The sequence below is a fragment of the Bacillus alkalicellulosilyticus genome (assembly GCF_002019795.1).
GTDB lineage: Bacteria > Bacillota > Bacilli > Bacillales > Bacillaceae_F > Bacillus_AO > Bacillus_AO alkalicellulosilyticum.
Genome location: NZ_KV917381.1, coordinates 3,879,073 through 3,904,336 on the forward strand (window position 1 = coordinate 3,879,073; position 25,264 = coordinate 3,904,336).

Annotated in this window: 22 protein-coding genes; 7 read left to right on the forward strand and 15 right to left on the reverse strand. The window is 37.4% G+C overall.

All coding sequences use genetic code 11. From position 1 onward, the window contains the following. Positions 1–36: 36 nt before the first annotated feature. Positions 37–1,920: a glycoside hydrolase family 3 protein gene (locus tag BK585_RS19425; RefSeq protein ID WP_078555588.1), complete on the reverse strand. Its 1,884-nt coding sequence runs from the start codon at positions 1,918–1,920 to the stop codon at positions 37–39. An 82-nt stretch (positions 1,921–2,002) separates the two neighbouring features. Here BK585_RS19425 and BK585_RS24185 point away from each other — a divergent pair, with 82 nt between their 5' ends. Beyond that, a complete protein-coding gene (locus tag BK585_RS24185) occupies positions 2,003–2,155 on the forward strand; it encodes a hypothetical protein (protein WP_170885655.1) in 153 nt (50 codons plus the stop codon). 61 nt (positions 2,156–2,216) lie between these two features. On the opposite strand, the gene BK585_RS19430 is transcribed toward BK585_RS24185, so the two are convergent. Continuing rightward, complete coding sequence (locus tag BK585_RS19430; protein WP_078555589.1) at positions 2,217–3,410, reverse strand: class I SAM-dependent rRNA methyltransferase; 1,194 nt, start codon at positions 3,408–3,410, stop codon at positions 2,217–2,219. Between the two features lie 213 nt (positions 3,411–3,623). On the opposite strand from BK585_RS19430, the gene BK585_RS19435 reads away from it, so the two are divergent. Further along, a complete protein-coding gene (locus BK585_RS19435; protein WP_245805870.1) occupies positions 3,624–3,944 on the forward strand; it encodes a DUF3817 domain-containing protein in 321 nt (106 codons plus the stop codon). A 361-nt stretch (positions 3,945–4,305) separates the two neighbouring features. Here the strand turns inward: BK585_RS19435 and BK585_RS19440 are convergent, their stop codons facing one another. The 4 genes from BK585_RS19440 to BK585_RS19455 all read right to left on the reverse strand — a co-directional run bounded on the left by BK585_RS19440 (position 4,306) and on the right by BK585_RS19455 (position 8,044). Beyond that, positions 4,306–4,878: a hypothetical protein gene (locus tag BK585_RS19440; protein WP_078555591.1), complete on the reverse strand. Its 573-nt coding sequence runs from the start codon at positions 4,876–4,878 to the stop codon at positions 4,306–4,308. 79 nt (positions 4,879–4,957) lie between these two features. Further along, positions 4,958–5,872, reverse strand: a complete 915-nt coding sequence (locus tag BK585_RS19445; protein ID WP_078555592.1) for an ROK family protein — start codon at positions 5,870–5,872, stop codon at positions 4,958–4,960. Positions 5,873–5,911: 39 nt separating this feature from the next. Further along, positions 5,912–6,934 (reverse strand): type I phosphomannose isomerase catalytic subunit, encoded by a 1,023-nt coding sequence (locus BK585_RS19450; protein WP_078555593.1) that lies wholly within the window; start codon positions 6,932–6,934, stop codon positions 5,912–5,914. A 78-nt stretch (positions 6,935–7,012) separates the two neighbouring features. After that, positions 7,013–8,044, reverse strand: coding sequence for a substrate-binding domain-containing protein (locus tag BK585_RS19455; protein ID WP_078555594.1), 1,032 nt, complete (start codon positions 8,042–8,044; stop codon positions 7,013–7,015). A gap of 205 nt (positions 8,045–8,249) precedes the next feature. Here BK585_RS19455 and fdhD point away from each other — a divergent pair, with 205 nt between their 5' ends. From fdhD to BK585_RS19470, 3 genes are all read left to right on the forward strand, one after another. After that, complete coding sequence (gene fdhD / locus BK585_RS19460; RefSeq protein ID WP_078555595.1) at positions 8,250–9,038, forward strand: formate dehydrogenase accessory sulfurtransferase FdhD; 789 nt, start codon at positions 8,250–8,252, stop codon at positions 9,036–9,038. A gap of 260 nt (positions 9,039–9,298) precedes the next feature. Next, positions 9,299–10,318 carry a GTP 3',8-cyclase MoaA gene (gene moaA, locus BK585_RS19465; protein WP_078555596.1) on the forward strand — a complete coding sequence of 340 codons (1,020 nt, stop codon included), beginning with the start codon at positions 9,299–9,301 and terminating at the stop codon, positions 10,316–10,318. Between the two features lie 13 nt (positions 10,319–10,331). Further along, on the forward strand, positions 10,332–10,553 hold the full coding sequence (locus BK585_RS19470; RefSeq protein WP_078555597.1) for a group-specific protein: 222 nt from the start codon (positions 10,332–10,334) through the stop codon (positions 10,551–10,553). 276 nt (positions 10,554–10,829) lie between these two features. Here the strand turns inward: BK585_RS19470 and BK585_RS19475 are convergent, their stop codons facing one another. The 3 genes from BK585_RS19475 to BK585_RS19485 all read right to left on the reverse strand — a co-directional run bounded on the left by BK585_RS19475 (position 10,830) and on the right by BK585_RS19485 (position 14,612). Further along, entirely contained in the window at positions 10,830–11,960 is a 1,131-nt protein-coding gene (locus tag BK585_RS19475; protein ID WP_078556921.1) for an MFS transporter, read from the reverse strand. 370 nt (positions 11,961–12,330) lie between these two features. Continuing rightward, positions 12,331–13,638, reverse strand: a complete 1,308-nt coding sequence (locus tag BK585_RS19480) for a 6-phospho-beta-glucosidase (protein WP_078555598.1) — start codon at positions 13,636–13,638, stop codon at positions 12,331–12,333. Then, positions 13,635–14,612: an N-acetylglucosamine kinase gene (locus BK585_RS19485; RefSeq protein WP_078555599.1), complete on the reverse strand. Its 978-nt coding sequence runs from the start codon at positions 14,610–14,612 to the stop codon at positions 13,635–13,637. Before BK585_RS19485 ends, BK585_RS19480 begins: the two co-directional genes overlap by 4 nt. Positions 14,613–14,749: 137 nt before the next feature. Here BK585_RS19485 and BK585_RS19490 point away from each other — a divergent pair, with 137 nt between their 5' ends. Then, positions 14,750–15,475 carry a GntR family transcriptional regulator gene (locus tag BK585_RS19490; protein ID WP_078555600.1) on the forward strand — a complete coding sequence of 242 codons (726 nt, stop codon included), beginning with the start codon at positions 14,750–14,752 and terminating at the stop codon, positions 15,473–15,475. 780 nt (positions 15,476–16,255) lie between these two features. Here the strand turns inward: BK585_RS19490 and hmpA are convergent. Continuing rightward, positions 16,256–17,488 carry an NO-inducible flavohemoprotein gene (hmpA, locus tag BK585_RS19495; RefSeq protein ID WP_078555601.1) on the reverse strand — a complete coding sequence of 411 codons (1,233 nt, stop codon included), beginning with the start codon at positions 17,486–17,488 and terminating at the stop codon, positions 16,256–16,258. 139 nt (positions 17,489–17,627) lie between these two features. Between hmpA and BK585_RS19500 the strand changes: the two genes are divergently transcribed. After that, the gene (locus BK585_RS19500; protein WP_078555602.1) at positions 17,628–18,077 is read left to right on the forward strand and encodes an Rrf2 family transcriptional regulator; all 450 of its coding nucleotides are present in this window, start codon (positions 17,628–17,630) and stop codon (positions 18,075–18,077) included. A gap of 286 nt (positions 18,078–18,363) precedes the next feature. On the opposite strand, the gene BK585_RS19505 is transcribed toward BK585_RS19500, so the two are convergent. The 5 genes from BK585_RS19505 to BK585_RS19525 all read right to left on the reverse strand — a co-directional run bounded on the left by BK585_RS19505 (position 18,364) and on the right by BK585_RS19525 (position 24,996). After that, positions 18,364–18,657 (reverse strand): Dabb family protein, encoded by a 294-nt coding sequence (locus tag BK585_RS19505; protein WP_078555603.1) that lies wholly within the window; start codon positions 18,655–18,657, stop codon positions 18,364–18,366. 104 nt (positions 18,658–18,761) lie between these two features. Beyond that, positions 18,762–19,298 (reverse strand): histidine phosphatase family protein, encoded by a 537-nt coding sequence (locus tag BK585_RS19510; protein ID WP_078555604.1) that lies wholly within the window; start codon positions 19,296–19,298, stop codon positions 18,762–18,764. A 103-nt stretch (positions 19,299–19,401) separates the two neighbouring features. After that, a complete protein-coding gene (gene mqo / locus BK585_RS19515) occupies positions 19,402–20,904 on the reverse strand; it encodes a malate dehydrogenase (quinone) (RefSeq protein ID WP_078556923.1) in 1,503 nt (500 codons plus the stop codon). A 281-nt stretch (positions 20,905–21,185) separates the two neighbouring features. Then, on the reverse strand, positions 21,186–22,454 hold the full coding sequence (locus BK585_RS19520) for a DUF3999 family protein (RefSeq protein ID WP_078555605.1): 1,269 nt from the start codon (positions 22,452–22,454) through the stop codon (positions 21,186–21,188). Then, positions 22,435–24,996, reverse strand: coding sequence for a DUF2339 domain-containing protein (locus tag BK585_RS19525; protein ID WP_078555606.1), 2,562 nt, complete (start codon positions 24,994–24,996; stop codon positions 22,435–22,437). The genes BK585_RS19520 and BK585_RS19525 overlap by 20 nt, the downstream gene beginning before the upstream one ends. Between the last annotated feature and the right edge of the window lie 268 nt (positions 24,997–25,264).

The following is a 25,264-nucleotide window of genomic DNA, read 5'->3' on the forward strand; positions in this document are numbered from 1 at the left end:
TTATTCTATAGATTGTTCGATATAGAGCTTAAATATTTATTTATATTGTAATCCATACCCAAAAGGAAATAGGGGTTCATAGTCAGCATCACCGACTCGAATAGGAATTTGCTCCATTGTTTTTGGCCACGTATACGAAAGTGTTCCTGTAAAATCATAGTCACCAAATAAAACATCTGAAACCCCATTACCTTCTGTACCCGGTAACCACGCAGCTACAAAAGCATCCCAATCTTTTATTTCGTCAGTTATTATCATTGGTCTTCCAGACAATAAGATGACGATTGTAGGAATTCCCGCTTCTTTCACATTTGCTAGTAAGTCTAAGTCCTCTTTTGTAAGCGACAAATCATCTGTGTCACCTTCCATTTCTGCGTATGGCTTCTCTCCGATAACGACAACTGCGACATCATGACCTTCGGCACCCTTCCCATTACGACTATACGTCACAGTCGACGTATCGGATACTGACTCTTGAATTCCTTCTAGTATTGTTGTCCCCGGAGTAATATTTCCTGGAGACCCTTGCCAAGTTATCGTCCAACCCCCCGATTGATAGCCAATGTCATTCGCTTTCACACCAGCAACAAATATTTCCCCTATATCTTTTGATAGCGGCAACACTTCATTTTCATTCTTTAACAGAACTAAGCTTTTTCTTACGGCCTCACGTGCTACTTCCCTGTGTTCAGGAGAGCCAATCGTTTCTTCTGCTAGTAATGAACGATCTGCTTCATTCTCTTCGAACAGACCCGCTTCAAATTTCACTCGAAGGATACGTGTAACCGCATCATTAATTCTGTCTTCTGAAACCTCTCCACTCTCATATAACATCTTTAAGGTTTGTATAAATTCAAGCCAACTATTAGGAACCATAAACAAGTCGATACCAGCATTCACACTTAGTTTAACGGCTTTTGTATATTCCATATCCACTTGTACGTGACCGTTCCAATCTGAGACAACAAGCCCTGTAAAACCAAGTTCCCCTTTTAATACTTCTGTTACTAAATATGGATCACCGTGAGTTTTTAATCCGTTCCAACTGCTAAAAGAAACCATCACCGTTCTTGCCCCTGCTTCTAGTGCATCAATGTAGGGAGAGATATGATATTGTAGTTCTTCCTCTGACAAAATAATATTACCTTGGTCTATGCCATCAACAGTAGCACCATCTCCTACCCAGTGCTTCGCTGTACCGATTACTCGTTCACCCCTCATTAAGGTGGGGTCATCTAGCTCCCCTTGTAAGCCTTCTAAATATGCAATACCTAACTCGGTGACGATATCGTTTGTTTCTGCATATCCTTCATAGGTGCGACCCCACCTTTCATTTTGCGGGACAGCTAGGACGGGGCCAAAATTCCAATGTATTCCGGTTTCTCTTATTTCTCTTGCCGTTATTCGTCCTATCTCTTCAACTAGTTCTCGATCGTTTGCTGCACCTAGTCCAATATTATGTGGAAAAATTGTTGCTCCAACTACATTGTTGTGACCATGAACAGCGTCAATGCCATATAAAATCGGAATGGCCAATCTCGTCGATAAGGCCGCTTTTTGATAGTCGTCGTACATATCTGCCCATGCTTCTGGCTCATTTCTTCTCGGTGTTGAACCACCACCACTTAAAATCGATCCTAGAAAGTATTGTTCGACATCCTCTGGAGTCGCAAACCCTCTGTCACTTTGAACCATTTGTCCAATCTTTTCTTCAATCGTCATTTGTTCGAGTAAATCGTTCACCCTTTCCTCGATAGACAAACTTTCGTCCAAATAAAGTAGGATTTCATTTTCCGTTTCCTCTTCGATGGCGGTTTCTTCTGGTATCGATTCAGGCTTATGTAAGAGAAACACGACTAGTAAACAACTAAAAAGGATGATAGCTATAGCTAAGTAGATTACTCGCTCTTTTTTTAACATATTAAAGGCCTCCTTATATTTAGATCATGTTTTACATATGATAAACTATAGAAAACAATGCAGCTTCGTTAGGAGAATGATGATGAATATCAATCAAGTTAGAAGAATCCTCTATAAGGTAAGTCGCTTGCTTGGGGACCTAAATGCTGTGAAAAAAGGTAAGGTTGGAAAACGGATCGGGCGACGTGTCGCTGGTAAAGCTACTGGACGAGCATTGCGGAAACTATTCAAGTAAATTCAAATGAAGAGAAGATAAAAAGCAAAGTATTCGATAACTTTGCTTTTTTATTTCGTGTTTACTGACGGACCTGTATAAAAGCTACTTTCAAATAATTTCCTTCTTTATACTGGGATATTGTTTTAAAGTCTTCTGGAAGTGTATATTCTTCGAGAATCTTGTATGTTTTAGAAGAGTTCTCAAATGCTTTTTTAATAAACGCTTTGAATTTGTCCATCCCGAATCCACTATAGTTTGTAGAGGCAATAATGACTCCGTTAGTACTCAAGAGTTCTATTGCTTCTTCTAGCAAATTTGAGTAATCCTTTGCTACGCTAAATTTGATTTTTTTTGAGCGTGCAAAACTAGGGGGATCAAGAATTACCAAATCAAATGTGAGTTTCTTTCTTTTTGCATATTTAAAATAAGAGAATACATCTTGGACAACGATGTCTTGTTGTTCATAATCTACACCATTGATTTTGAATTGCTCAATGGTCTTAGGCAAACTGCGATTTGCTAAATCCACACTGGTTGTCTTTGTCGCTCCTCCCAATGCAGAGACAACAGAAAAGGCTCCAGTATATGAAAAAGTATTTAATACCGTTTTATTTTTTGCATATTTCTCCTTGATCTTGTTACGAACTTCTCTTTGGTCTAAAAATACACCTACCATCGCTCCTTCATTGAGATAGATCGCAAATTTCGTGCCATTTTCTTTAACTATAAGTGGAACAGGAGCTCTTTCCCCGCTAACAAAGTCATCATCCTCTATGTATTTCCCACCAGCATCAAAGCGCTTTTTTTGATAGATTCCTTTACTATCAACTAATTCATCTAAACTTTGAATGATTTCTTGATGAAAGGAATACACTCCTTCGCTGTACCAATTGAATACATAATAACCCTCGAAATAATCTATGGTTACTCCACCTAATCCATCACCTTCACCATTACAAACTCTAAAAGCAGTTGTATCTGTATCCTCAAATAGAGACTTACGGTGCTTAATAGCTTTTTCTAATTTTTTTAAAAAGAATGGTTTTGTAAATGTATCTTGTTCGTTCTTAGTAAATACCCATCCAATCCCTTTGTTTTGTTCACCGATAAACCCTTTAGCAATAAACTGATTGTTCTCATCGACTAGACGAACGATATCTCCTTCCTTATATTCTTTAGCATGATTTATCGCTTCTTTCATAATTAGTGGGAAACCACTTTTATACCTAGATACGTATTTTGAATGAACTGTAAATGTGACCTCTGACCGCATAATTGCCTCCAACTCTTGCTATTTTAATAGTACCTTTGATTTGAATCGTTTTCGTGGTAAATTTCTTTTGCTTTTGTTTAAATTTTTCCTATTTCCCCTATACTCACAGTGCTAATATATTTTTCGTGGAATCTTCACTTTTTCTTTTCACTATTCTTGGTATAATAGATAAAGCTTATTCGATTCGTTAGATTATGATAGGAGTTGATTTTTTTGGCTAAGCACGTTGATCGATTTAGAGCCATTGCCTTTTTAGAAGCCATTTCCTTTCTGTTGCTTTTAGGAATTGCAATGCCACTTAAATATTTGTTTGATTTCCCAATGGCTGTAACCGTTGTCGGTGCTGCACATGGAGCATTATATACAATTTACATGATTGCCGTTCTATTTATGGTATTTATAGCAAAATGGCGATTTAAAAAAGTATTTATTGCGTCCATTGCCGCTCTAATCCCATTCGGACCTTTTATCTTTGATAATTACCTATTAGGCGACTTAGAAGAAAAAACTTCGAATCAAGAAGTCCCACAATAAAACCCTACTAGTATTACCCTAGCTTAGACCTTTACAACCAAATAAGCAATCAGAAATACCGCTAGCGGTATTTCTGAAAAGCACTGTTCGAAGCCGCTACACTCTTTACTAGTTCCACAAAAATGGGGTTCTTTTGTGGGACGCGTAGCGCGCGAAGTCAGTGCTCCTTTTTAAATAAAATACCGCTAGCGGTATTTCTGAAAAGCACTGTTCGAACCCGCTACCCTTTTTACTAGTTCCACAAAAGTGGGGTTCTTTTGTGGGACGCGTAGCGTTCTTTGTATACAACAAAAGGCTGTAACAAAGGGCATTCATACAATCCTTTGTTACAGCCTTTACTTACTATAAAATTGTCAAACTCTTACTCGTTTTCACCATTTCCCCTTAAGTATTGGTCTAACGACTTATGGCGCTTTCCGTAAGCTTCTGTGACATTAAAATGTTTGCCTTCATATTCATTGATTTTTACATCAAGGTCATGAAAAATACGGTGTAGATAACGCAATGAATTGACATCTCCCTGCTCGGTTACTTGCATAAAATAGTGGGCTCGTATTAAGTCATTACGAGCTTTTGACCCTGCTACTCCCTCTTCGATTAAATAGGTGATATCTTCACTTAAGTTCTGCCATTTATCTTCAGCTACAATTTCATAAATTTTTACTTTATCAATTGAACCATAACCCGTTAATTCATTAAGATAAGTATGTTGTCTTTCAATTAATTGATGTACGGTTCCTTCTTGGTCTTGCTGATACTCAATCTCGCTTTCATATTCACCAAATGCATATATATCTTGCACAACGATTTCTGGTGGCATTTGAAGCTTCTGTCTTTTTTCAAAAGCTAACAGAAATGTGGTCATACTTGCAATCACCAGTAACACGGCTACTAGTAATGTCATTGTTTTATACTTTTTAATAAATTCTAACATACATCCTCCTACGAACAATTTGTCCTCCTCTTATTAATATGCAAAGGAAGGAAAACATATTATTCGACTACAGGACGTATTAATCAGCTAAAAAACACAACGCCGCAGCACCAACAATACCAGCTTCTTGATTTAATCCTGCTGAAACGATTTCAGTATCTCTCCCAAAAGGGCTCAAGGCATATTGTTTTACATAATTTTGGACAAAAGTAAACAATGGCTCTCCTACTTGAGATACGCCTCCACCAATCACGATCTTCTCTGGCTCCAACGTATTTATTAACGTTACAAGACCCATTCCAATATATTCAAATACTTGCTCTACTAATCCAACAATAGACTCATTCTTTTGTTCATAAAGAGCAAATACTTCTTTCGTATTCAACGGTTTCTCAAGCAGTTCACTTGCCATTCGTGCAATAGCTGTACCTGAAGCTACCCACTCAAAACAACCTTTTTGACCACAGACACATTTACCTCTAGAAGGATCTATCACAATATGACCAACATCTCCTGCATTTCCATAAGTGCCACGTACTAGTTGACCATTTGTATAAATACCAGCGCCAATGCCGGTACTAATTGTCAAAAAAAGAAAATGCTGATTCTCTTGTGCAGCACCTACCCATTTTTCTCCTAGAGTAGCTGCACTTGCATCATTTTCTAAATATATATCGACAGTAAAGTGATTTTTAAAATAACCTACGATGTCTACGTTCCTCCAATTTTGTAAATTAGGAGGACACGCGATCAGTCCAGCCTCTTTATGAATAGGTCCTGGTGAACCAATTCCAATCCCTTCAAGTTGATGCTCTTGTATATTATTTATTTCGAGTAATTTTTTCGTGTCTACTACAATATTTTTCATAATAACTTGAGGTGTTTTATCCTTATCTGTTGGTAGTTTTACTACATCAATAAGTTCACCCGAGCTTGTTACAATACCAATGGCAATTTTTGTTCCCCCAATATCTATTCCAACGCTATACTTCATCTGTACTCACCTCTATGTTCTATCGTTTTCCTTACCAATCTAATAAAAACTTCGAAGGATCTTTACTGATGATGAGAGGATGGTATAATCAACGATTCCTTTTGGAATAAGGACTGTGTCTCCAAACGAAACCGGAAGTGTGCGAAGTTGCCCCTCTGTTCGATATTGTAATTCTGCCTTACCATCAATAATAATTAACACTTCAGGGTTTTTTACGCTGACCAATCTAAAATGTTCAGATTGAGTACTTGTTATTTCTATTTTTTCTATTGTGAAAAATGGACATGTAACAAGTTCAGTATGTGTAATACACTCTTGTTCAAGTAACATTTTCGGTTCAATGTGAGAACTCGATTTTTCTCCAAATATCATCACTTCTTTTGCCTTATCTATGTGTAGTTCTCTTGGCTTCCCATTTTCAAGGCGTTCCCAATCAAAAACCCGGTAGGTTACATCTGAACATTGCTGTATTTCTAAAACCATCGTTCCTTTTAATAAAGCATGCATTGTACGAGCAGGAACAAAGATAAAGTCATCTTTGCTAATTGGTTTAAAATCTAAGTAGTCGACCACTTTTTTCTCATTAATTGCTCTTATGTATTCTTCACTGTTTTGAAAGGAATGACCATAAATCACTTCTGATCCCTTTTCAGCCTCAAGAACATACCACGCTTCTGTTTTTCCAAAGTCATTTTCATTTTTAATCGCATACTCATTGTCTGGATGAATTTGCACTGATAAATCCTCTTCAGCATGCAAAAATTTAATTAATAGTGGAAATCGAACTGGATTACCTTTAAGTTCTTTTTCTCCATTTGTCCACGAGGACCCAAGATATTCTTCTGGATACATTTGAATAATTTCAGTTAACGATTTTCCTTTCAGCACCCCATTGGAGCATCGGTTCGAGTTTGAAGGGTGATCAGATAACGTCCAGATTTCACCAATTGGACTTCCTTGCTCGGGTAACGCAAACACTGAAGCTAACTTTGCTCCACCCCAAATTCTCTCCATAGCAATGGGGTCAAACTTAAGTGGGTAAGGATGTATCTTATCTGTCATGGTTTTGTTCTCCGTTTCTATTTTTTCTTATTTCCTTGCGTTGACTTTTTTTATGACATACTCAGTAATTTAAGGGTTCTACTTCGGAGGAGCTACCGATTTTCTTATGATTACTTCTCCTTGAACTAACGTTTTTTCGGGAGGATAGGAATGATTGGCTATTCTCCAATACAGTTTTGAAACAGCTCTTTTACCGATAGCTTCTTTTAAAACTTGTACCGTCGTTAAGCTCGGGTCAGTATACAATCCTACATCCAAGTTATCAAAACCCGTAATTGAACAATCTTCTGGAATACGTAAATCATTTTCCTTCAAAACTTCCATTACTTTTTTTGCGATGTCATCGTTGGCACAGACAAAAGCGGTCGCCAACTTATTTCCTTCTTGTTTATAATTTGAAAACCATTGTGAGAACGTTTGTTTAAATTCCTGACTATACTTCAAATCAATTAATTCTGAACGGATATCCTCGTGTAAACAAGCATACTCTATCGCTATTCGAAACCCTAACCAACGGTCATAAAAACTACGAGAATGTTCAATATCCCCTATAAAGAATAGATGTTTATGTCCAAGCGATAGTAAGTGGTTCGTCACTTTTTGAACTCCATCAATATTATCCTTAAAAATAGAATCAGCTGTTATTAATGGTTCTTCATGGTCGATAAGGATGATAGGTACCTCTAGTTGTTGCAATTCTACTAGCATTTCAGTTGAAATACTTCCAACACCTATAATGCCTTTTAATCCTTTGGTGTGAATCATATCTTGAAATGGTTGTTCTTCAGTCACTATGACCATTCCGTTATTTAATTCTTTTATTCCTTCTGATAGGCCTTCAACAATTTTCCCCCAATATAAGGACTCAAATTGATAGCGACGATTCGGTAAGACCACCATAATAAAAGAAGTTTGGTCTTCGTCCTTTTCATTTTGAAGCAATGGATTCACATTGTTTTTGAAGTAACCTAATTGTTTAGCAACAAATAGGATTTTTTCTCTTGTTTTATCCTTTACGCCTGGTTTTCCGTTTAGTGTTTTGGAAACAACATATTTCGATACACCAACTGTATCCGCAATTTGTTGCATGGTGACTTTTTTTCTAGACATTTGCTTCACCCTTACATCGCAAAAGTTATTTTTGTTATTTTTTATGTTAGCGATATTGTAGCATAGAAAAATTAAAAACAAAACAAGTAGAAGTCCACTCTATTGTTCTAACACTGTCAAATTATCTGTCAAATAACATACCTAAAAGCTATCAAGCACTATATAATAGAAAGTATGACTAATCATGAGGAAGTGAGGGACAGGGATGAATCATGAGATGAGCATCAAGAGACAAATTGTTAAGTATCAGTCTCAGCAATTTGTTACAATAGAAGATAACATTGTCACTGAGTTTCCACTGACGATTTTTGTAAATGGAATTGAATTTGCTACAATGGTATGTACCCCTACCCACTTCGAAGAAATGGTTATTGGCTTTTTAGCATCCGAAGGACTTATTCGTTTTTACGAGGAAATCAAAAATCTCACAATAGATGAGGGTAAAGGCTTTGCCTATGTCGTATTATCTGAGAAGAAAGAAATCAATCAACAATCCTATACAAAGCGATTTATTGGTTCGTGTTGTGGAAAAAGCCGACAATTCTACTTTCAAAATGATGTAAAAACGGCTAAAACCTCAACGTCCAATACGATTGTGTCAGCAGAACAATGTGTAGCTTTGATGAACCATATGCAAGGAAACAGTCTTGTTTTTAAAGAAACTGGCGGAGTCCACAATGCCGCCATCTGTAGTTCTGAACAAGTTCTAGTCACCCGAACAGACATTGGGAGGCACAATGCGCTTGATAAATTGTTTGGACATTGTATACGCAATAAAATCGCTGTGCGAGACAAGATCCTTGTTTTTAGTGGAAGGATATCTTCTGAGGTGTTAACGAAAGCGGCTAAAATCGGTGTGGGAATCGTACTTTCGAAATCCGCTCCGACAGATCTAGCCATAAAACTTGCGGAAGATTTAAATATAACGGCTGTAGGCTTTATTCGTGGCAATTCTTTTAATATCTATTCTCACCCACAGAGGATTGTCCTATAAGAAAAACGGCTAGCGGTCTTTCTTAATTGCGATGCGCGAAGCCACTGCCCTCTCTTGAAAAGTATATTAATAAGTGTACTCCTTATTAATATACGCTGCAGTGAGCGAAGCCATCGCCCTACCTGTTCTAGCTTAAAAGACATCTATGAGCATCTAAACTATTTATGATTTCTTACTTTATAAGAAAAACGGCAAAGCCGTCTGTTATTTTGGGATCCTGATTTTTATACATTCCCATCAGACAAGAAAGGAGGCACCATATGAGCAATGAGTCATCTATATTTGACCAATTGAATCGACCTCTTCGTGATTTGCGAATCTCGGTAACCGACAAATGTAACTTTCGTTGCTCCTACTGTATGCCAGCAGATATTTTCGGTCCAGATTTCCCATTCCTCTCAAGGAAGGAACTGCTTTCTTTTGAGGAAATTGAAAGGTTAACTTCGATTTTCGTTCACACACTTGGCGTGAAAAAGATTCGAATTACAGGTGGAGAACCTTTAATGCGAAAAGATCTCCCCCTGTTAATTAAAAAGCTTTCCTCAATTGATGGGGTCCAAGACATTGCTATGACTACCAATGGTTCATTGCTAGCCAAACATGCAAAGTCTTTAAAAGAAGCTGGATTACAAAGAGTTACCGTCAGCCTAGATTCTCTAAATGATGAGATTTTCGGTAAGATTAACGGACGTGGTGTCTCTGTTCAAACGGTATTGGACGGTATTGAAGCTGCAGCTGCTGTCGATATGAAAGTTAAAATAAATATGGTCGTTAAAAGAGGTATGAATGAGCAAGAGATTATTCCTATGGCTTCATTTTTTAAAGAAAAAGGACATATTATTCGGTTTATCGAGTTTATGGACGTTGGCAATTCAAATGATTGGAAGCTTAATGATGTGTATTCCAAGAAACAAATCATTGCTGATATTGATAAAGTCATGCCTTTAGAAGCAATTGAACCAAATTACCCTGGAGAGGTTGCCACTCGATACCGGTATGTTGGGACGAATGAGGAAATTGGTGTCATCTCGTCAGTAACAGATGCGTTTTGTGGAAGTTGCAATCGAGCTCGTCTATCGGCAGAAGGGAAACTTTATACATGTCTATTTTCTTCGATCGGTCATGACATAAGAGATCCTATCAGGTCTGGGTTAGATGATAACCAGCTGGCTGACTACCTGAGTGCCATTTGGTTTAAACGAAACGACCGCTACTCAGAAGAACGAGGCAAGATAACAAGGAAAACCAAAAGAGTTGAAATGTCTAGAATTGGTGGCTAAAGGAGTTGAGATGATGGGTGAATGTAAACTTGACCACTCACTAGAAGATGTTAAGAAAAAACTAGAACAACAGCAATCTTTTTTACCAGTTTCCCTAGTGCAAAAGTGTGAAGCCTTTTTAGAACAGGAACCGACACAATTACAGCTGAACGAACTTTTTCACCTTCTTAAAAAGTACGACTTAGCCACAAAGGTAGAACAACAAGAAAGAAATAAAGCGATCGAACAATTGTAAGAAAAACCGCGAGCGGTCTTTTCTTACTTGCGATGCGCGAAGCCACTGCCCTCTCTTGAAAAGTATATTAATAAGTGTACTTCTTATTAATATACGCGCAGTGAGCGAAGCCATCGCCCTGCCTGATCTAGCTTAAAAGACATCTATGAGCATCTAAACTTTTTATACTTTCTTACTTTGTAAGAAAAACCGCGAGCGGTCTTTTAGGATTTTTTTACTTTCTGCTTATATAGAAAAAGAGTGCCCTTAGCGCTAGACTGGGACTCTTTTTTTATTTTATTGTGCAATTACTTTTCGTCTTCTACCTATTGTCACACTTAACAGTAGCAAAATGAAAGAAGCTACGATAAACCCTTGATTGGGGGATACACCTAAAAGTCCAATCACTATAGGACCAATGACAACTCCAAGAGAGAAAAAGGCGTAGAAGATTCCAAACGCTCTTCCCCGCTCTTCCACTTCTGTTTTGTCGATGATTAAAGAAGTCATCGCTGGAAAGAGTAGTGCAAAGCCGAATCCAAATAACACCATTGCAACTAGAAGCAGACCAAATGATTGAAAAGCACTTAGCAGCACTAACGCTACAGCCATAATGCTCATCCCTGCAACCATTGTTGTCGTTTTCCCTATTGTCTTTAACCAGCTAGAGACCGGCAAAAGAAACAAAATAATCGCAGCCACTCCATAAGAACTCATAAGCATTCCAGTCGAAGCTGCTCCTAATCCAAGAGCCTTTACTTTTAACGGAAGCATAAGCGTTAAAATCCCAATCGAAAACATAAGCGCAAAAGCACCGATATAAGACTGTCTCAACTGAATAATTCTCTTTTTTGGCAAGAGAAATGACTTCTTTTTCATTTTACCATTCATGTTTGATTCAGGAAGAAACAATCCAACAAGAATCGCTGTTATTAACAAAAGAATAAACAACGAAGTAAAGACAAAAGAACGTCCATAGATTTCACTTAAGGTCCCACTAAAAGCAGGACCCAATATGGCCGCAATTCCAATTGCTGCACCTGATAACGACATTGCTTTTCCACTTGTCTGCTCTTTTTTAAAATCACTTAGCAAGGCAAATACGGCAGGAACCATTAATCCTCCACCAATTCCATGTAAAAAGCGTACTAATACCAATTGAGACGGCATGTAAACAAATGCATAAAGAAGTACGCTTACAGCAGCAATAAGCATTCCAACGACCATCACTTTTTTCCTTCCGATTTGGTCGATCCAGCGGCCCGCTACAAGATTTCCAACCATATTACTAAACGAGTACATTCCAACAGTTAACCCAATCATAAAAGAAGTACCACCAATCTCTTCAGCAAATGGAGAAATAATCGGAAATTGCGCAAAGTTGTCTATAAAACTAATAATGATTACGAAATAAATAAAATATATCATCAACGCTGACCCTTCCTGTACTGTAATAGCAGCCTACTTCATTATTTCATTAATAGATGGTGATATATCATAAGAAAAACCGCTATCGGTCTTTTCTTAATTGCGATGCGCGAAGCCATCGTCCTGCCTGATCTAACTTAAAAGACATCTATGAGCATCTAAACTTTTTATACTTTCTTACTTTGTGAAAAAATTTAATAATTCATGAAAAAGAGATAATAATTCATAAAAAAAAAACAATAATTCATGAAAAACTAGCAATAACCCATGAAACCTTACTTTCAGCTATAGTTTATCATGTCTCTCCCCTCAGCGATGTGACAAAAAAAGCAATGGCAAGAAATCAAACCTTGCTCATTGCTTTGTATAATTAAAACTGAGGTAAATACTCTTTATTTTCTGCTAGTATATCATCAACTATTTTTTTGGCAAGCGTAGCTGAACCTACTAACGGATGAATTGTTAGAGCATGAATGGACGCTTGATAATTACCAGTGACACCCGCTTCTACCGTAAGGGTTTCATACGCTTTAACTACTTGCAGTAACCCTTTCACTTGTGGCGGGAGTTCCTCACTCACATGAAGTGGATGAGCTCCTTGCGCATCAATCACACAGTTCACTTCCACCGCTACATGATCAGGAAGACATGAAATGACTCCATTGTTCATGACATTTACGGTTTGGATATCTCTTTTATTATTATAAATCGATGAGATTAGATCTAGGGCTGCTTCAGAATAATATGCCCCGCCTCGTTCTTGCAGCTGTGGGGGTTTCATCGCAAGGTTTTCATCTTTATACAATTCAAATAGCTCCGTTTCAACCTGTTGAACAACATTTGCTCGTGTTCCTGTTGTATTCAACGATTCAAGCTGTTCTGCTAGCATCTCTTCTTTCATATAAAAATATCGGTGGTACGCACATGGCAATGACCCGAGTGATTGTAAGAAATCATCATCCCATCCGAAATCAGGTACATTTTTCATCGTTAACCCTTTCGCGTCTGATGCTTTAGACAACACTTCAGAAGTAATATCTTTGCCTTGAACGATAATTTTTGTCGTCCAATTTAAATGATTAATGCCAACCATCTCAATAAACACATCTGATACTTCCGTGTCAAAAAGCTTTGCGACCTGCATTTTAGTTCCAATTGGAATGTTACATAATCCAATCGTCTTGACGTTCGTATGGGTTAAAACCGCCTCAGTAAGAATACCTGCTGGATTTGTGAAATTTAATAAAAAAGCATTTGGAGCAAGTTCCTCGATGTCTTTGCAAATATCTAGGACAACAGGAATTGTACGGATGGCTTTGGCAAACCCACCTGCACCAGTTGTCTCTTGACCAATACAGTTATATCGTAAAGGAATATGTTCATCTCGAGCACGGGCCTCTAATAACCCAACACGAATTTGAGTAATGACAAAGTCTGCATCCTTAATCGCTTCTCTTCGGTCCAAAGTTAGCGTTATCTTTGTTGGGACTCCTGCTTTTTCTAACATTCGTTTCGCTAGCGCACCAACGATCTCCAACTTTTCTTTTCCTGCTTCTATATCAACTAAGTACAGTTCCTCTACCGGAAGCTCTGCATGACGGATGATAAATCCTTCAATTAATTCAGGTGTATATGAGGACCCTCCACCGATAACACAAACCTTTAAGCCTTTTTTCATTTCTCATACCCTCCATAGCTTGCAAACTTATTTTCTATATCTTTGGTAACTGGAAGTCCTAGGCGGTCCATTGCTAATAAAATTGATCCGTAGACAGGCTCCATTTTTGGAATAACCAACTCAAACTCAATCGACTCTTGGCTTAAGGTCTGGCATAAAGACTCAAGTAAATATTTATTTTTTCCTTTTTGGAGGACACTGCCTGTTAAAACAACTTTGACCGTATCATTGAATCCACCTAATCTTTTAATGACAGAGTTTGCTGCTAAGCCTAGTTCCTGGCCTGCTTTTTCTAAAATAGAAATAGAAAGTTGATCCCCTTCATCAGCTGCTTCATGTAACACTTGAGTCAGCTGAATCGGAACATCGTATCTGTCCTCATCTAAAAATGAATGGAACATTTCTTCAACAGAAGAAAATCCAAAGTACCTTGGGACTTTCGTTGTTAATAGTGAAGGGATTTCACGATACTCCCATGAGCGTATTGCAGCGCGAAATGTTTCCTTCGCAAGCTCTCCTCCCCCGCCCCAATCACCATAAAATGTCCCGAATCCTCCCGTTTGCGTTGTTTCACCTTGTTCGTTTCTTCCGGCAGCATTTGTTCCTGACCCACAAACAAGAACAACACCTGTATATGCTGAAGAACCGGTACGAAGACCTTCCATCGTGTCGCATACGACATCCCATTTTGAAAAAGGAAGAGTAGATAATGCAGGAAGAATAATGTTAAAATCTTTTTCTCGGTCTGCTCCTGATAGCCCATATTGTACAAAATCAATGTCCTTTTCTTTCAACCCAGCCTCGAGTAGAGCGCTTTCAATTGATTGTTGAATATGCAGAAGGGATTGCTTCATTCCGATGGATTGATGATTCCCACCCCCAGCAATTCCTGTACCTAAACGATTGCCATGCTCGTCACAGATAACCGCATAGGTTTTGCTTCCTCCACCGTCAATACCAATAATGTATGCCATGTACATCCCTCTTTCAGGTTGTATATTATCCTCAATGTAGATTATAATTAAATTTGTATCATACAAATTTAATTTGTTATAACAATAATAAAGGAACAACAGATAAATCGTCAACCGTAGGAAGTGAGGAATAATAGATGTTTGAAAAAGAAGCGTCATTACAACACATCGTAAAAGAAGCGATTGTTGAAAAAATAAAGCAAGGCATATATCAAATTGGTGATAAACTCCCACCTGAAATTGAACTATGTAAAATGTTTAATGTTAGTCGGACAACTGTCCGTTTGGCTCTCCAACAACTAACACTAGAAGGAAGAATATATCGAATTCAAGGAAGCGGTTCTTATGTTTCCGAACCAAAAATTACGCAATCACTTAGTTCTAGCGGTCTTGGGTTTGCGAATCAAATGCTAGAACAAGGCTATCAACCTAAAGTGGTAGTCATAGATTTACGAGTGATTCCAGCTGATTCTTCTCTTGCAGAAAAATTACAACTTAACGAAACGGATCCCCTAACTAAATTGACAAGAATTCGGTATGCAAATGAGATCCCTATTCAATATGAAACATCCTATATCCCATGGAAATTCGCACCAGGGTTAGTTGAAGAAAAAGAAGATTCCTTACACTCGTTATTTTCTCTCTTACAAACAAAATATAATATAAAAATCCATAAAACAGTAGAATCTCTTGAACCTATCATCCCTACAACACAATTATGTACACGACTACAAATGATAGAAGGAACCCCAGCGTTTCAACTTGAAACAACAACTTATAATCAAAACCAAGCTCCGATTGAGTACTCTGAAGCGATATTCCGAGGCGACCGCTCCAAATTCACAATCGAAAGGTATTATTAAAGTGTTAGACAAAAGGTTGGTTTTTACCTTTTGTTTAACACTTTAAGCGATGAGCGTAGCCACTGCCCTCTTTTAGAAGTCTTTTAATAAGTGTACTTCTTATTAATGGACGCGCAGTGTGCGAAGCCATCGCTCTTCTCAGAACATCCCCATACATGCTTTTTAAAAAGGGGAAGACAAAAGGTTGGTTTTTACCTTTTGTTTAACACTTTAAGCGATGAGCGTAGCCACTGCCCTCTTTTAGAAGTCTTTTAATAAGTGTACTTCTTATTAATGGACGCGCAGTGTGCGAAGCCATCGCTCTTCTCAGAACATCCCCATACATGCTTTTTAAAAAGGGGAAGACAAAAGGTTGGTTTTTACCTTTTGTTTAACACTTTAAGCGATGAGCGTACCCACTGCCCTCTTTTAGAAGTCTTTTAATAAGTGCACTTCTTATTAATGGAAGCGCAGTGTGCGAAGCCATCGCTCTTCTCAGAACATCCCCATACATGCTTTTTAAAAAGGGGAAGACAAAAGGTTGGTTTTTACCTTTTGTTTAACACTTTAAGCGATGAGCGTACCCACTGCCCTCTTTTAAAAGTCTATTAATAAGTGCACTTCTTATTAATGGACGCGCAGTGTGCGAAGCCATCGCTCTTCTCAGAACATCCCCATACATGCTTTTTAAAAAGGGGAAGACAAAAGGTTGGTTTTTACCTTTTGTTTAACACTTTTGAACAACACCATACAATCTAAAAAAACTTGTCAACCTTAGCACGGTCAACAAGCTTTTTTACACTAGTTTTCAATTACACCTTTTGGTCCAAAGAATTCATAATGGATTTGCTCTTTAGCTACACCTAAATTAACCAAAGCTTGGTAGGAAGCTTGCATAAATGGCGTTGGTCCACAAACATAAAACTCCGCATCATGATCTAGAATTACTGTAGACAACCATTCTTGGTCAATATACCCTTCCTGTTGATGCTTGTTTGCTTGTTTATCTTCGTCCGTTGGAGATTCCAAGCACAAATAATAGTTATAATTATCATTCCCCTCCACAGCCTCACGAACTTCCTGGTCAAAGGCTTGAAGTGAACCATTGATAGCCGCATGAATATAAGTAACGACTCGATTTGGTTCTTTCTGAGCTAATGTCTTTAACATACTCAAGAGCGGAGTTTGACCGACTCCCCCACTAATGAGCACGATAGGAAGCTCCGGTTCAGTTTGTAACACAAAATCTCCTGCTGGCGCCGTGACTTCAAGGATATCTCCTTCTCTTACTGTATCATGAAGAAACTGTGACACGATTCCAGCTGGTTGATTTTGAGAACCATCTTCGCGTTTTACACTAATTCGGTAATAAGGTTGGTTGGGATGGTCAGACAAACTGTATTGTCGAATGTGAGTATATTCTTCACCTTCAATAACAGCTTTAATTGAAATATACTGACCAGGCAAAAAGCTAGCAATCTCTTTTCCATCTTGCGGAGTTAGATAGAATGATGTAATGACTTCACTTTCTTTTTCTTTCTTAGAAACGATAAAATGACGAAACTCCTTCCAACCCCCTTTTGCTTGTTCTGCCTCGTCATACATTTCCTTTTCTACCGAAATAAATACATCTGCGATCACCCCGTACGCTTCTCCCCACGCATGGATGATGTCGTCAGTTGCCGCTTCTCCTAGGACATCCTTTATCGCTAATAATAAATGTTCTCCTACTATTGGATAGTGCTCTGGCTTTATGTTTAAACTCCGGTGCTTATGTGCAATTTGTTTCACAACAGGCAATATAGCCTCTAGGTTATCAATATACTGCGCTGCTGCATAAATGGAATTCGCTAAAGCTTGTGGCTGTTTTCCTTTCTTTTGGTTAGCATGATTAAAAATATGTAATAGTTCAGGATGATTCGAAAATAACATTTGATAAAATCTTGTCGTAATTGCCTCACCATGCTCAGCTAGAACTGGAACTGTTGATTTAATAATTTCAATTGTGTCTTGATTAAGTGTTTTAGTGCCCATTCTCTTCTCCCCTTTAAACCTATATTTAAAATACATCTTTAATTTAAACATGATTCACTATTAAAAACAATATTTTAAATACACCTTTTAATAATATGGTACTATATAATTAGTATTTTAAGAGATTGGAGAAGGAGCCATGCAATTAACTACGTTTACCGACTATTCTCTTCGTGTTTTATTATATCTAGGGGCGCAACCTGAATCTAAACTTTCTAACATTAAAGAAATATCTCAAATATATAATATTTCTCAACATCATTTAAGCAAAGTTATTTTTGAATTAGGGAAAAGGGGGTTTGTTCATTCTGTTCGCGGTAGAAATGGAGGGATAAAGTTAGCGAAGCCACCAAAAACAATAAACATTGGGACAGTCGTTCGTCAAACGGAAAATCTTGATATAGCGGAATGCTTTAACAAAGAGACAAATACCTGTATTATAAGTCCAGTTTGTGGATTACAACATATCCTACAAGCCGCATTATCAGCATATTTAGAAGTCCTTGATCAGTATACACTTGAGGACATCATAAAAAACAAAAAGAGTCTTCAAGCTTTATTTCAACAAGGTTTGTCAAACGGGAGCTAGCACGGTTCTAATTATTTCTTCATATGCTAAGGATAGGAGAAAGGAATTAAGGAGGGATGATGGTGGAGCAAACCGATTTAAATTTCCTTTCAAAGACGTTTATGTTAGTGGGTTCGATTTTCTTTTTAATTGGTTCCATTATTGCTTATAAAGAAGTCCTATAATAAAAATAACCATAAATCGTTTAAAAAAAAGTGTGGTGTGGGAGCCGGTGCATTCTTTAATCCCAAGTTTTTTATTTAAATTAGACTTCTCACAAATAACGGTGAGAAGTCTTTTATCGCTCTTAAATTTCAATATCAACTACGATACTATCCATTCTGCCAATTTCTCGAATTTTAGCAGCCACAGCTTGATGATCTGGATTTGGTCCATAAGCTTCTAATGCAGCCTTGTTTTCAAATCGAACAGTTAAGACCAACTGGTATCCTTGTCCTTTTTCAGAGAAATTAAGGCCTGCTTGTAGGTCTACAATTCCATCTAAATTTCCTTTTAACGCTTTAAATTGCTCAATAACCTCTTGTAATTGTTCTTCTGTTGTCGTGTCTGCAAACTTTACTAATACAATGTGATCGATCATTTTTTTGCCTGCCCTTCCGCATACTGTAATATCTTTTTTTATAAAAATAAATAGACGTAATTATGATTATAGCAAAGCAGGAACATTTTTGGAAAGTAACACTATCAGGATTTAAAATACAAATAAAGCAACCCATTAAGAGGCCGTTTAAATTTAGGTCCTTTAAATCCTCTTTTTAACAACTCTTTTCTCATGAACATCATCACGATTCCATGTCCGATGATTAGCACATTTGATTCTGTTTGCATGGCCTGGTCCAAGACTTTATTTATTCTATCAGTCAAATCCTTCTTTGTTTCGTTCTGTGATTTATGATTCATCAACCACGCTATCCGAATAAATAGTAAGTGAATAAATAATGGCAACCTGATGTTATTTTGAAAGAATGGAAACAGCGGAACTTCCCTAAGTTCTTCCAAATAAATTATTTCTCCATCGTAAATCGTTTGGGCCGTTGTTTGGGCGCGGCTCAAATCACTAGAATAACAATAATGCCACTCACTTTCCCCAATATCAACCTCATTTACTTCAACCTCTGACAGGTCATATTCATCTATCCATGTCATTAATTCTTTACCAGATATGAATCGATTTGGATATCCTCTTTTTACCTTAAAATGTCGAACTAAGCCAATGTTCATTTTGTACCTCCACGGTTCGTACTCTTATTAGCTATAGTAGTGGTTAGAGAAAAAGAATCTTTAATCAAGAGATACTAGATTAAAGATTCTTTTTTTTATTCGATTAATTCGTAATGAGTTCTTTTTCACATAATCCTAATGTCTCGGCAGAGGAAGCTTGAACTTCTTCAAGTAGTTCAGGGTTCGCCATAAGTGATAAGCCGTAAGAAGGAATCATCTCTTTAATTTTTGGCTCCCACTCTACCATGTTTTCTGAGAAGCATCTAGCAATGACTTCAAGCATGACGTGAACGGCCGTAGAGGCTCCTGGAGAAGCACCTAGTAATGCCGCAATCGAACCATCAGCTGATGTAATGACTTCTGTTCCAAACTGAAGTGTACCTTTGCCACCCACTTCAGTATCTTTAATGACTTGTACACGCTGACCTGCTACTACTAAATCCCAATCCTCACTCTTAGCATTAGGAATAAAATCACGTAACTCATCCATACGCTGTTCTTTCGATAACATAACTTGCTGAATCAAATATTTTGTCAACGGCATATTTTTCGCCCCGGCAGCAAGCATCGTTAACACGTTGTGTGGTTTCACTGACGTGATTAAATCAAATACCGACCCGTATTTTAAAAACTTAGGTGTAAAGCCAGCAAACGGGCCAAATAATAAAGATTTCTCATTGTTAATATATCTCGTGTCAAGATGAGGAACGGACATTGGTGGAGCGCCGACTTTCGCTTTCCCATATACTTTAGCATGGTGTTGGGCTATAACCTCTGGGTTGTTACAAGCCATAAACAGTCCACTCACTGGGAATCCGCCGATTTGTTTTCCTTCAGGTATTCCTGATTTTTGCAATAAGTGGATGCTTCCACCTCCGCCACCGATAAAAACAAACTTAGCCGTGTGACGCTCAATCTCACCGATAGTGTCATCATGAACTTTCACTTCCCATAAACCATCATCCGTCCGTTTAATGTCGGTAACCGTATGCTGGTACTTCATTTGAACATTTTCACTCACCAAATGGTCAAACAACATATGAGTTAGCGCCCCAAAGTTAACATCTGTTCCTGCATCAATTTTTGTTGCAGCGATTGGTTCATTGGATTTACGCTCTTGCATAACAAGAGGCATCCACTCCATCAGCTTCTCAGGGTTGTCCGAGAATTCCATTTCTTTAAACAACGGATTGTTTGCCATTGCTTCAAAACGTTTCTTTAAAAACCTGACATTGTCTTCACCTTGTACCATACTCATATGCGGCAACGGCATGATAAAGTCTTGTGGATTTTTAATTAATTTACTTTTTACAAGAAATGACCAGAACTGCAATGAGATTTGAAATTGCTCATTAACTGCGATTGCTTTACTAATATCTAGCGTGCCATCTGGTTTTTCAGCTGTATAGTTAAGTTCACAAAGTGCGGCATGTCCTGTTCCCGCATTATTCCATTCATTTGAGCTTTCTTCTCCTGCCTTTGCAAGCTTCTCAAATACTGTAATTTGCATATCAGGTACTAACTGTTTCAAGAGTGTTCCTAACGTTGCACTCATGATGCCTGCTCCAATTAATATAACATCTGTTTTCTTTTCAATGTTGTTCATTTTTACCAACCTTTTCTCCTCAAATTTGCAGAAAAGATGTAGTCCCTTGCCAATTTAGGCAAGAACAAATTCACACATTTTCTGTCTCACTTCAAACTTTATATTTATTTTGAATTATTAATAGATTCATATCTATACTATTATAAGATAAATTATTGTTTTTTTAAAGCTGGGAAAAAGTGAGATGCTTAGTAACATTGTAATATTCATTCAATTAAAAGCCAAAAAGAAGACAAAAACACCAGGTAGTCGTGCATACACCTGGCGTTTTAATCTTTCCTTTATTCTTTCTTCCTCATTTTAACTAGCAAAAATGCAATTAACAATACAGAAATCATTCCAACAAGGATGTTAAAAATCAAACTCCAATTCCATTCCTTAGCTGTATTGATGTCTTCTTCTCCACCAACTTTTTTGACTTGCTCGCCTAGTATCAAAAGATCTTGAGCTTCTTTTTCAATGTAGGTACGAAACTGTTCAATGTCGTAGTTCGGTTTTTGAGCATCTGGATTACCATAATGCAAATAAAATGGTCCGTTTCCATTGTCTTCAAAAACAAGCTTATCCACCGCATATTCGACGGATATTCCTTCTAATGGTAAGGAAGGATTGTCTTGATTTTGGATAACAATTGTAAGCTGTTTATCTGAAATGCTAGTGTTCGCCCATTCAATGCTCGTATTCGATAGTAATGTTTCTTCTAACGTAAAGTTAAAAAACTCCGACGAACCATTTACGTTAATTCTCCTATTTCCATCTCCAAACACCTCATATGTTCTTTGGAAATTTCCCATTAATTCTAAATCAATTGATGTCAGTTTAAGTCGTTGTGGGTTTTCAATCGTGATTATCGTTTCCTGTTCTATCTCTTTTCTTTCATACTGCAAAGTAGTGCTTTTCTGAAATGCTTCCCAATTCAGTGTCTCCGCTAAGTACGATAATTGTAAATGACTTATCGATAACCTCTCTCCATTATCTAATAGACGCACGCGATAGTATTCATACTTATACGTTCGTGGAAAGCGTACATCCATTTTTTCAAGTGAGTCCGCACGATAGATATAGTCTGTCATTAGCTCTTCCCACTCATTACCGTCATAGCTTCCATAAATAACTAGATGTTTCAAAAAATTTTCCTCTGGAACGTCTAATGAAATCCTATTTCCGTTAATATCCTCATTTTCACGAATTGGTTTGATGAAGAAATCAATGATGGTGTCATTTCCTTTTTGCACACTTGTCAGTTGCTCTGATTCATACGTTTGTATGTTTTTGTGATAGTCTGAAAAACCATCCTGTAGAAAATAGGGTACTGCCTCTCCTCGGCTATCAACAATTCTCAGGTCATCTAATGACGTAGTTGCTTGTTCATACACGTCCTCAGTCAAAAAAAGTGATTTATAAGGATTCGATCCATCGGCTTGGATAGGAATGTGATACTTCCATTCTTCCCATTCACTTTCAGCTCCTGCTATAAGTGGAGTTACGATACTCCATAACATGAACACAGGAATCAAATATATCAAATGTTTACATTTTTTCAGTAACACGGTTATCCTCCACTTTCTTCGTGTCGTCTATTTTGTTTGACACTTTTTGATAGATAAAAGATATCGCAAGTAACGTAATCCCAAAGCAGAAATAGGCAACGATTTTGCTACCTTGAGTTAAAAACGTTAAATCAAACAAAAATAGTTTTGTTGTGGAAAGCAACGAAAGCGCAAGACCTACTCTTCTTAAATAAACAAACTGTCTTTTGAATCCATAAAGAATAAAACTAATCGCCATCAGCAAATAAATAATACTAATTACTAAACTTTCGATATCCAGTCTAAATTGAACGACCATAAACGTTGTGATGTTTCCTAGTAAATAAAGCCCAATAATGAGTGGGAAAAACTCAATCGAATGATAATTCTTTCGAAGGTACATTACAATTAAGTCTTTGGAACTTAAGATTACAAAAACATTAAATGCAATTAATAATCCGAGTGCCAAATAATGATAAAATGTATTTTGACTAATAGTCGGCTCTAACACAGGGTTAAACGTCGTCATACTCAAAATGATAACGTAACTAATCAGATAAAGCGCCATACGGAAAAATCGAACAAAACGGTCTTGAATCATTTCTATCTTAGAACAACCATACGCCATACCGATTGTAATAAAAGCGGCAAGGACCCACTTATAAAAAGTAAAATGTACTGATGATAGTGGCGCAATATAGTCATACAATTGCATGCTCGTATATAAAAAGTAAATCCACGTATTGACTAACGTCATGTTTTTAAAGAAAGCAATATATGGTCCAACACTGTTTCTGCTTTGTCCGTCTTTGTTTTTCTCTCTTTCGTACAGGTAAAAATAAGTAATAGCGATCATCGCAACCGTGACTGCTGCAAATTTCACATAAAAATGACTGTCTACCTGATACGCTTGAAGCGCAAACAAGAAATCAAATAAATAGAAGACAACAATACTTACACTAAAAATGCCCCAACCGACGATCTCCATCGTTTTTAATTGATTACGGTAGCCGAATAGTAATAACAACGCTCCTTCAATTAACCAACCAAGTGCCATCCACTCAACACCAAACTGGAAAGGAATCATTAATATCGCAAAAGTGACAGCTGTGACATAAAACAGAACAATCGTGCTTACCTCTTTTGCTAAAATTCTCTCCACTAACTGTCCTAGCCCAATGAACATGAGAGCAAAAACGAGTGCCAACAGTCCTCTAAAATCATCTAATCCTGCGGCTTCAAATAACACATATAAAACCATACAGCTAATAAATGTATTTATACCAAGTAACACAACATCGAGCCCCTGTAAGGACTGCTTTGTTTTAAATGGATACGCTAATGTTATAGCCACATACATAACAAAAGTTAAGAATGTATACGCCATGGCAACAGCTTCACTTGGCGATTCGAATACTAGATAAATCAGTGGCGGTATGTGAAGGCCAAAGCTGATATAGTGAACAACATTCCATTTTCGAGATAACGAGATAAGAAGGACGGATAAGTGAAGAAGCAATAAATAACCCATTGCGACATAAATATCTGTTCCTTCAAGTCCAAACATCGTGGCAAACGAAAGAAATGGAAAATAGCCACCTATCAAACCTAATGTACAAATCGTACGTGATTGGTAACGTAATGATAATAGAATGGTGGTCATCGTAACGACGACGGATAACAGTATCGCCATGAATAAACCTAAAATTTGAAGCTGAAAATACCCATAAAAGATAGCTCCATATAATACAGATACCCCTCCTCCTAAGAGGCCGGTAGCAAACGTTGTTTTATTTTTACGATAAGCCCATTCTCCTCCTGCTAACAATAAACCACCAAGCAGGAAAAAAACGCTCCCTTTCATATAGTCGTTAAACCATGTTGAGTACGTATACTTTGAAGCTGCCCCAACACCAAATAGGATAAGAAGGATACCAATTTTATTAACCCAGTTCAAACCGATTTTCATCTCAATTTGATTTTGTTTCATTCGTTTTTGAATTACCTCTTCACTAACCGGCTCTGAACCAACATCCTCTATTTCCGACTTTATTCCTTGTAGAAGGTCTCTTTCTTTCGCTTCTAGTTCTCGTCGTTGCTCATTGAGCTTTTGCTCAAGAGATAGAGATAATTGAGTGATTGCCTCATGAATCTTCTCTTTCTCTTCTCCAACTAAATGGTTGGCCTTACGACTTAGATTTTCGATTCTTTTTTTCGTTTTCTGTTCGAGTTCCTCGAGCTTATGCTTGTATTTACTTGATTCGATTTTAAAATATGTCGTTAATTTTTGCTGTGACACTTTAAGAATAGACAATTTTTCATCTAAGATTTGTTCTTGTAGCGCTGTTTTAAGCTGTCTGTTTTCCTCTGCCTTTTTTTCATATTGCTTTTCCGATTCATGAAGTTGGTCCTTCAGGTTGTCGTATTCTAGCTTGAGTGCTTTCATTTCTTGTACTAATTGACTAACATCACTTGATTCATATTCACGAATGACCGCGTCATATTCAGATGTTAATTGCTTATGTTTTTCTCTTATCTCTCGCATTTTCTCCTGCAAATCCAAGGCACATGCCTCCTTCTTACGTTGGCTAGGATTCTCCAACTATCTTTTCCCTTTAATTCGACATAAACCATCATTTTCCTTTTTTCAGTGAACAGAACTACTGTGGGTCACAAATCCCATTATTTGGACAGCTAGCAGGATTCATACGTTACATGTGGAATATATTGTTTTGTGTTTTACTAAAAGGAGGCGTTGTCGATGAAAAACGAATTCATTATCTTTGGGTATAATTACGAGGGGATAACGTTTCACTAGCCCATAAACTGCG

Excerpts from the sequence above, each read along its gene's own strand:
- BK585_RS19425 (WP_078555588.1), bottom strand. The coding sequence starts at position 1,920 with ATGTTAAAAAAAGAGCGAGTAATCTACTTAGCTATAGCTATCATCCTT.
- BK585_RS24185 (WP_170885655.1), top strand. The coding sequence starts at position 2,003 with ATGAATATCAATCAAGTTAGAAGAATCCTCTATAAGGTAAGTCGCTTG.
- BK585_RS19430 (WP_078555589.1), bottom strand. The coding sequence starts at position 3,410 with ATGCGGTCAGAGGTCACATTTACAGTTCATTCAAAATACGTATCTAGG.
- BK585_RS19440 (WP_078555591.1), bottom strand. The coding sequence starts at position 4,878 with ATGTTAGAATTTATTAAAAAGTATAAAACAATGACATTACTAGTAGCC.
- BK585_RS19445 (WP_078555592.1), bottom strand. The coding sequence starts at position 5,872 with ATGAAGTATAGCGTTGGAATAGATATTGGGGGAACAAAAATTGCCATT.
- BK585_RS19450 (WP_078555593.1), bottom strand. The coding sequence starts at position 6,934 with ATGACAGATAAGATACATCCTTACCCACTTAAGTTTGACCCCATTGCT.
- BK585_RS19455 (WP_078555594.1), bottom strand. The coding sequence starts at position 8,044 with ATGTCTAGAAAAAAAGTCACCATGCAACAAATTGCGGATACAGTTGGT.
- fdhD (WP_078555595.1), top strand. The coding sequence starts at position 8,250 with ATGAATCATGAGATGAGCATCAAGAGACAAATTGTTAAGTATCAGTCT.
- moaA (WP_078555596.1), top strand. The coding sequence starts at position 9,299 with ATGAGCAATGAGTCATCTATATTTGACCAATTGAATCGACCTCTTCGT.
- BK585_RS19470 (WP_078555597.1), top strand. The coding sequence starts at position 10,332 with ATGGGTGAATGTAAACTTGACCACTCACTAGAAGATGTTAAGAAAAAA.
- BK585_RS19475 (WP_078556921.1), bottom strand. The coding sequence starts at position 11,960 with ATGATATATTTTATTTATTTCGTAATCATTATTAGTTTTATAGACAAC.
- BK585_RS19480 (WP_078555598.1), bottom strand. The coding sequence starts at position 13,638 with ATGAAAAAAGGCTTAAAGGTTTGTGTTATCGGTGGAGGGTCCTCATAT.
- BK585_RS19485 (WP_078555599.1), bottom strand. The coding sequence starts at position 14,612 with ATGGCATACATTATTGGTATTGACGGTGGAGGAAGCAAAACCTATGCG.
- BK585_RS19490 (WP_078555600.1), top strand. The coding sequence starts at position 14,750 with ATGTTTGAAAAAGAAGCGTCATTACAACACATCGTAAAAGAAGCGATT.
- hmpA (WP_078555601.1), bottom strand. The coding sequence starts at position 17,488 with ATGGGCACTAAAACACTTAATCAAGACACAATTGAAATTATTAAATCA.
- BK585_RS19500 (WP_078555602.1), top strand. The coding sequence starts at position 17,628 with ATGCAATTAACTACGTTTACCGACTATTCTCTTCGTGTTTTATTATAT.
- BK585_RS19505 (WP_078555603.1), bottom strand. The coding sequence starts at position 18,657 with ATGATCGATCACATTGTATTAGTAAAGTTTGCAGACACGACAACAGAA.
- BK585_RS19510 (WP_078555604.1), bottom strand. The coding sequence starts at position 19,298 with ATGAACATTGGCTTAGTTCGACATTTTAAGGTAAAAAGAGGATATCCA.
- mqo (WP_078556923.1), bottom strand. The coding sequence starts at position 20,904 with ATGAACAACATTGAAAAGAAAACAGATGTTATATTAATTGGAGCAGGC.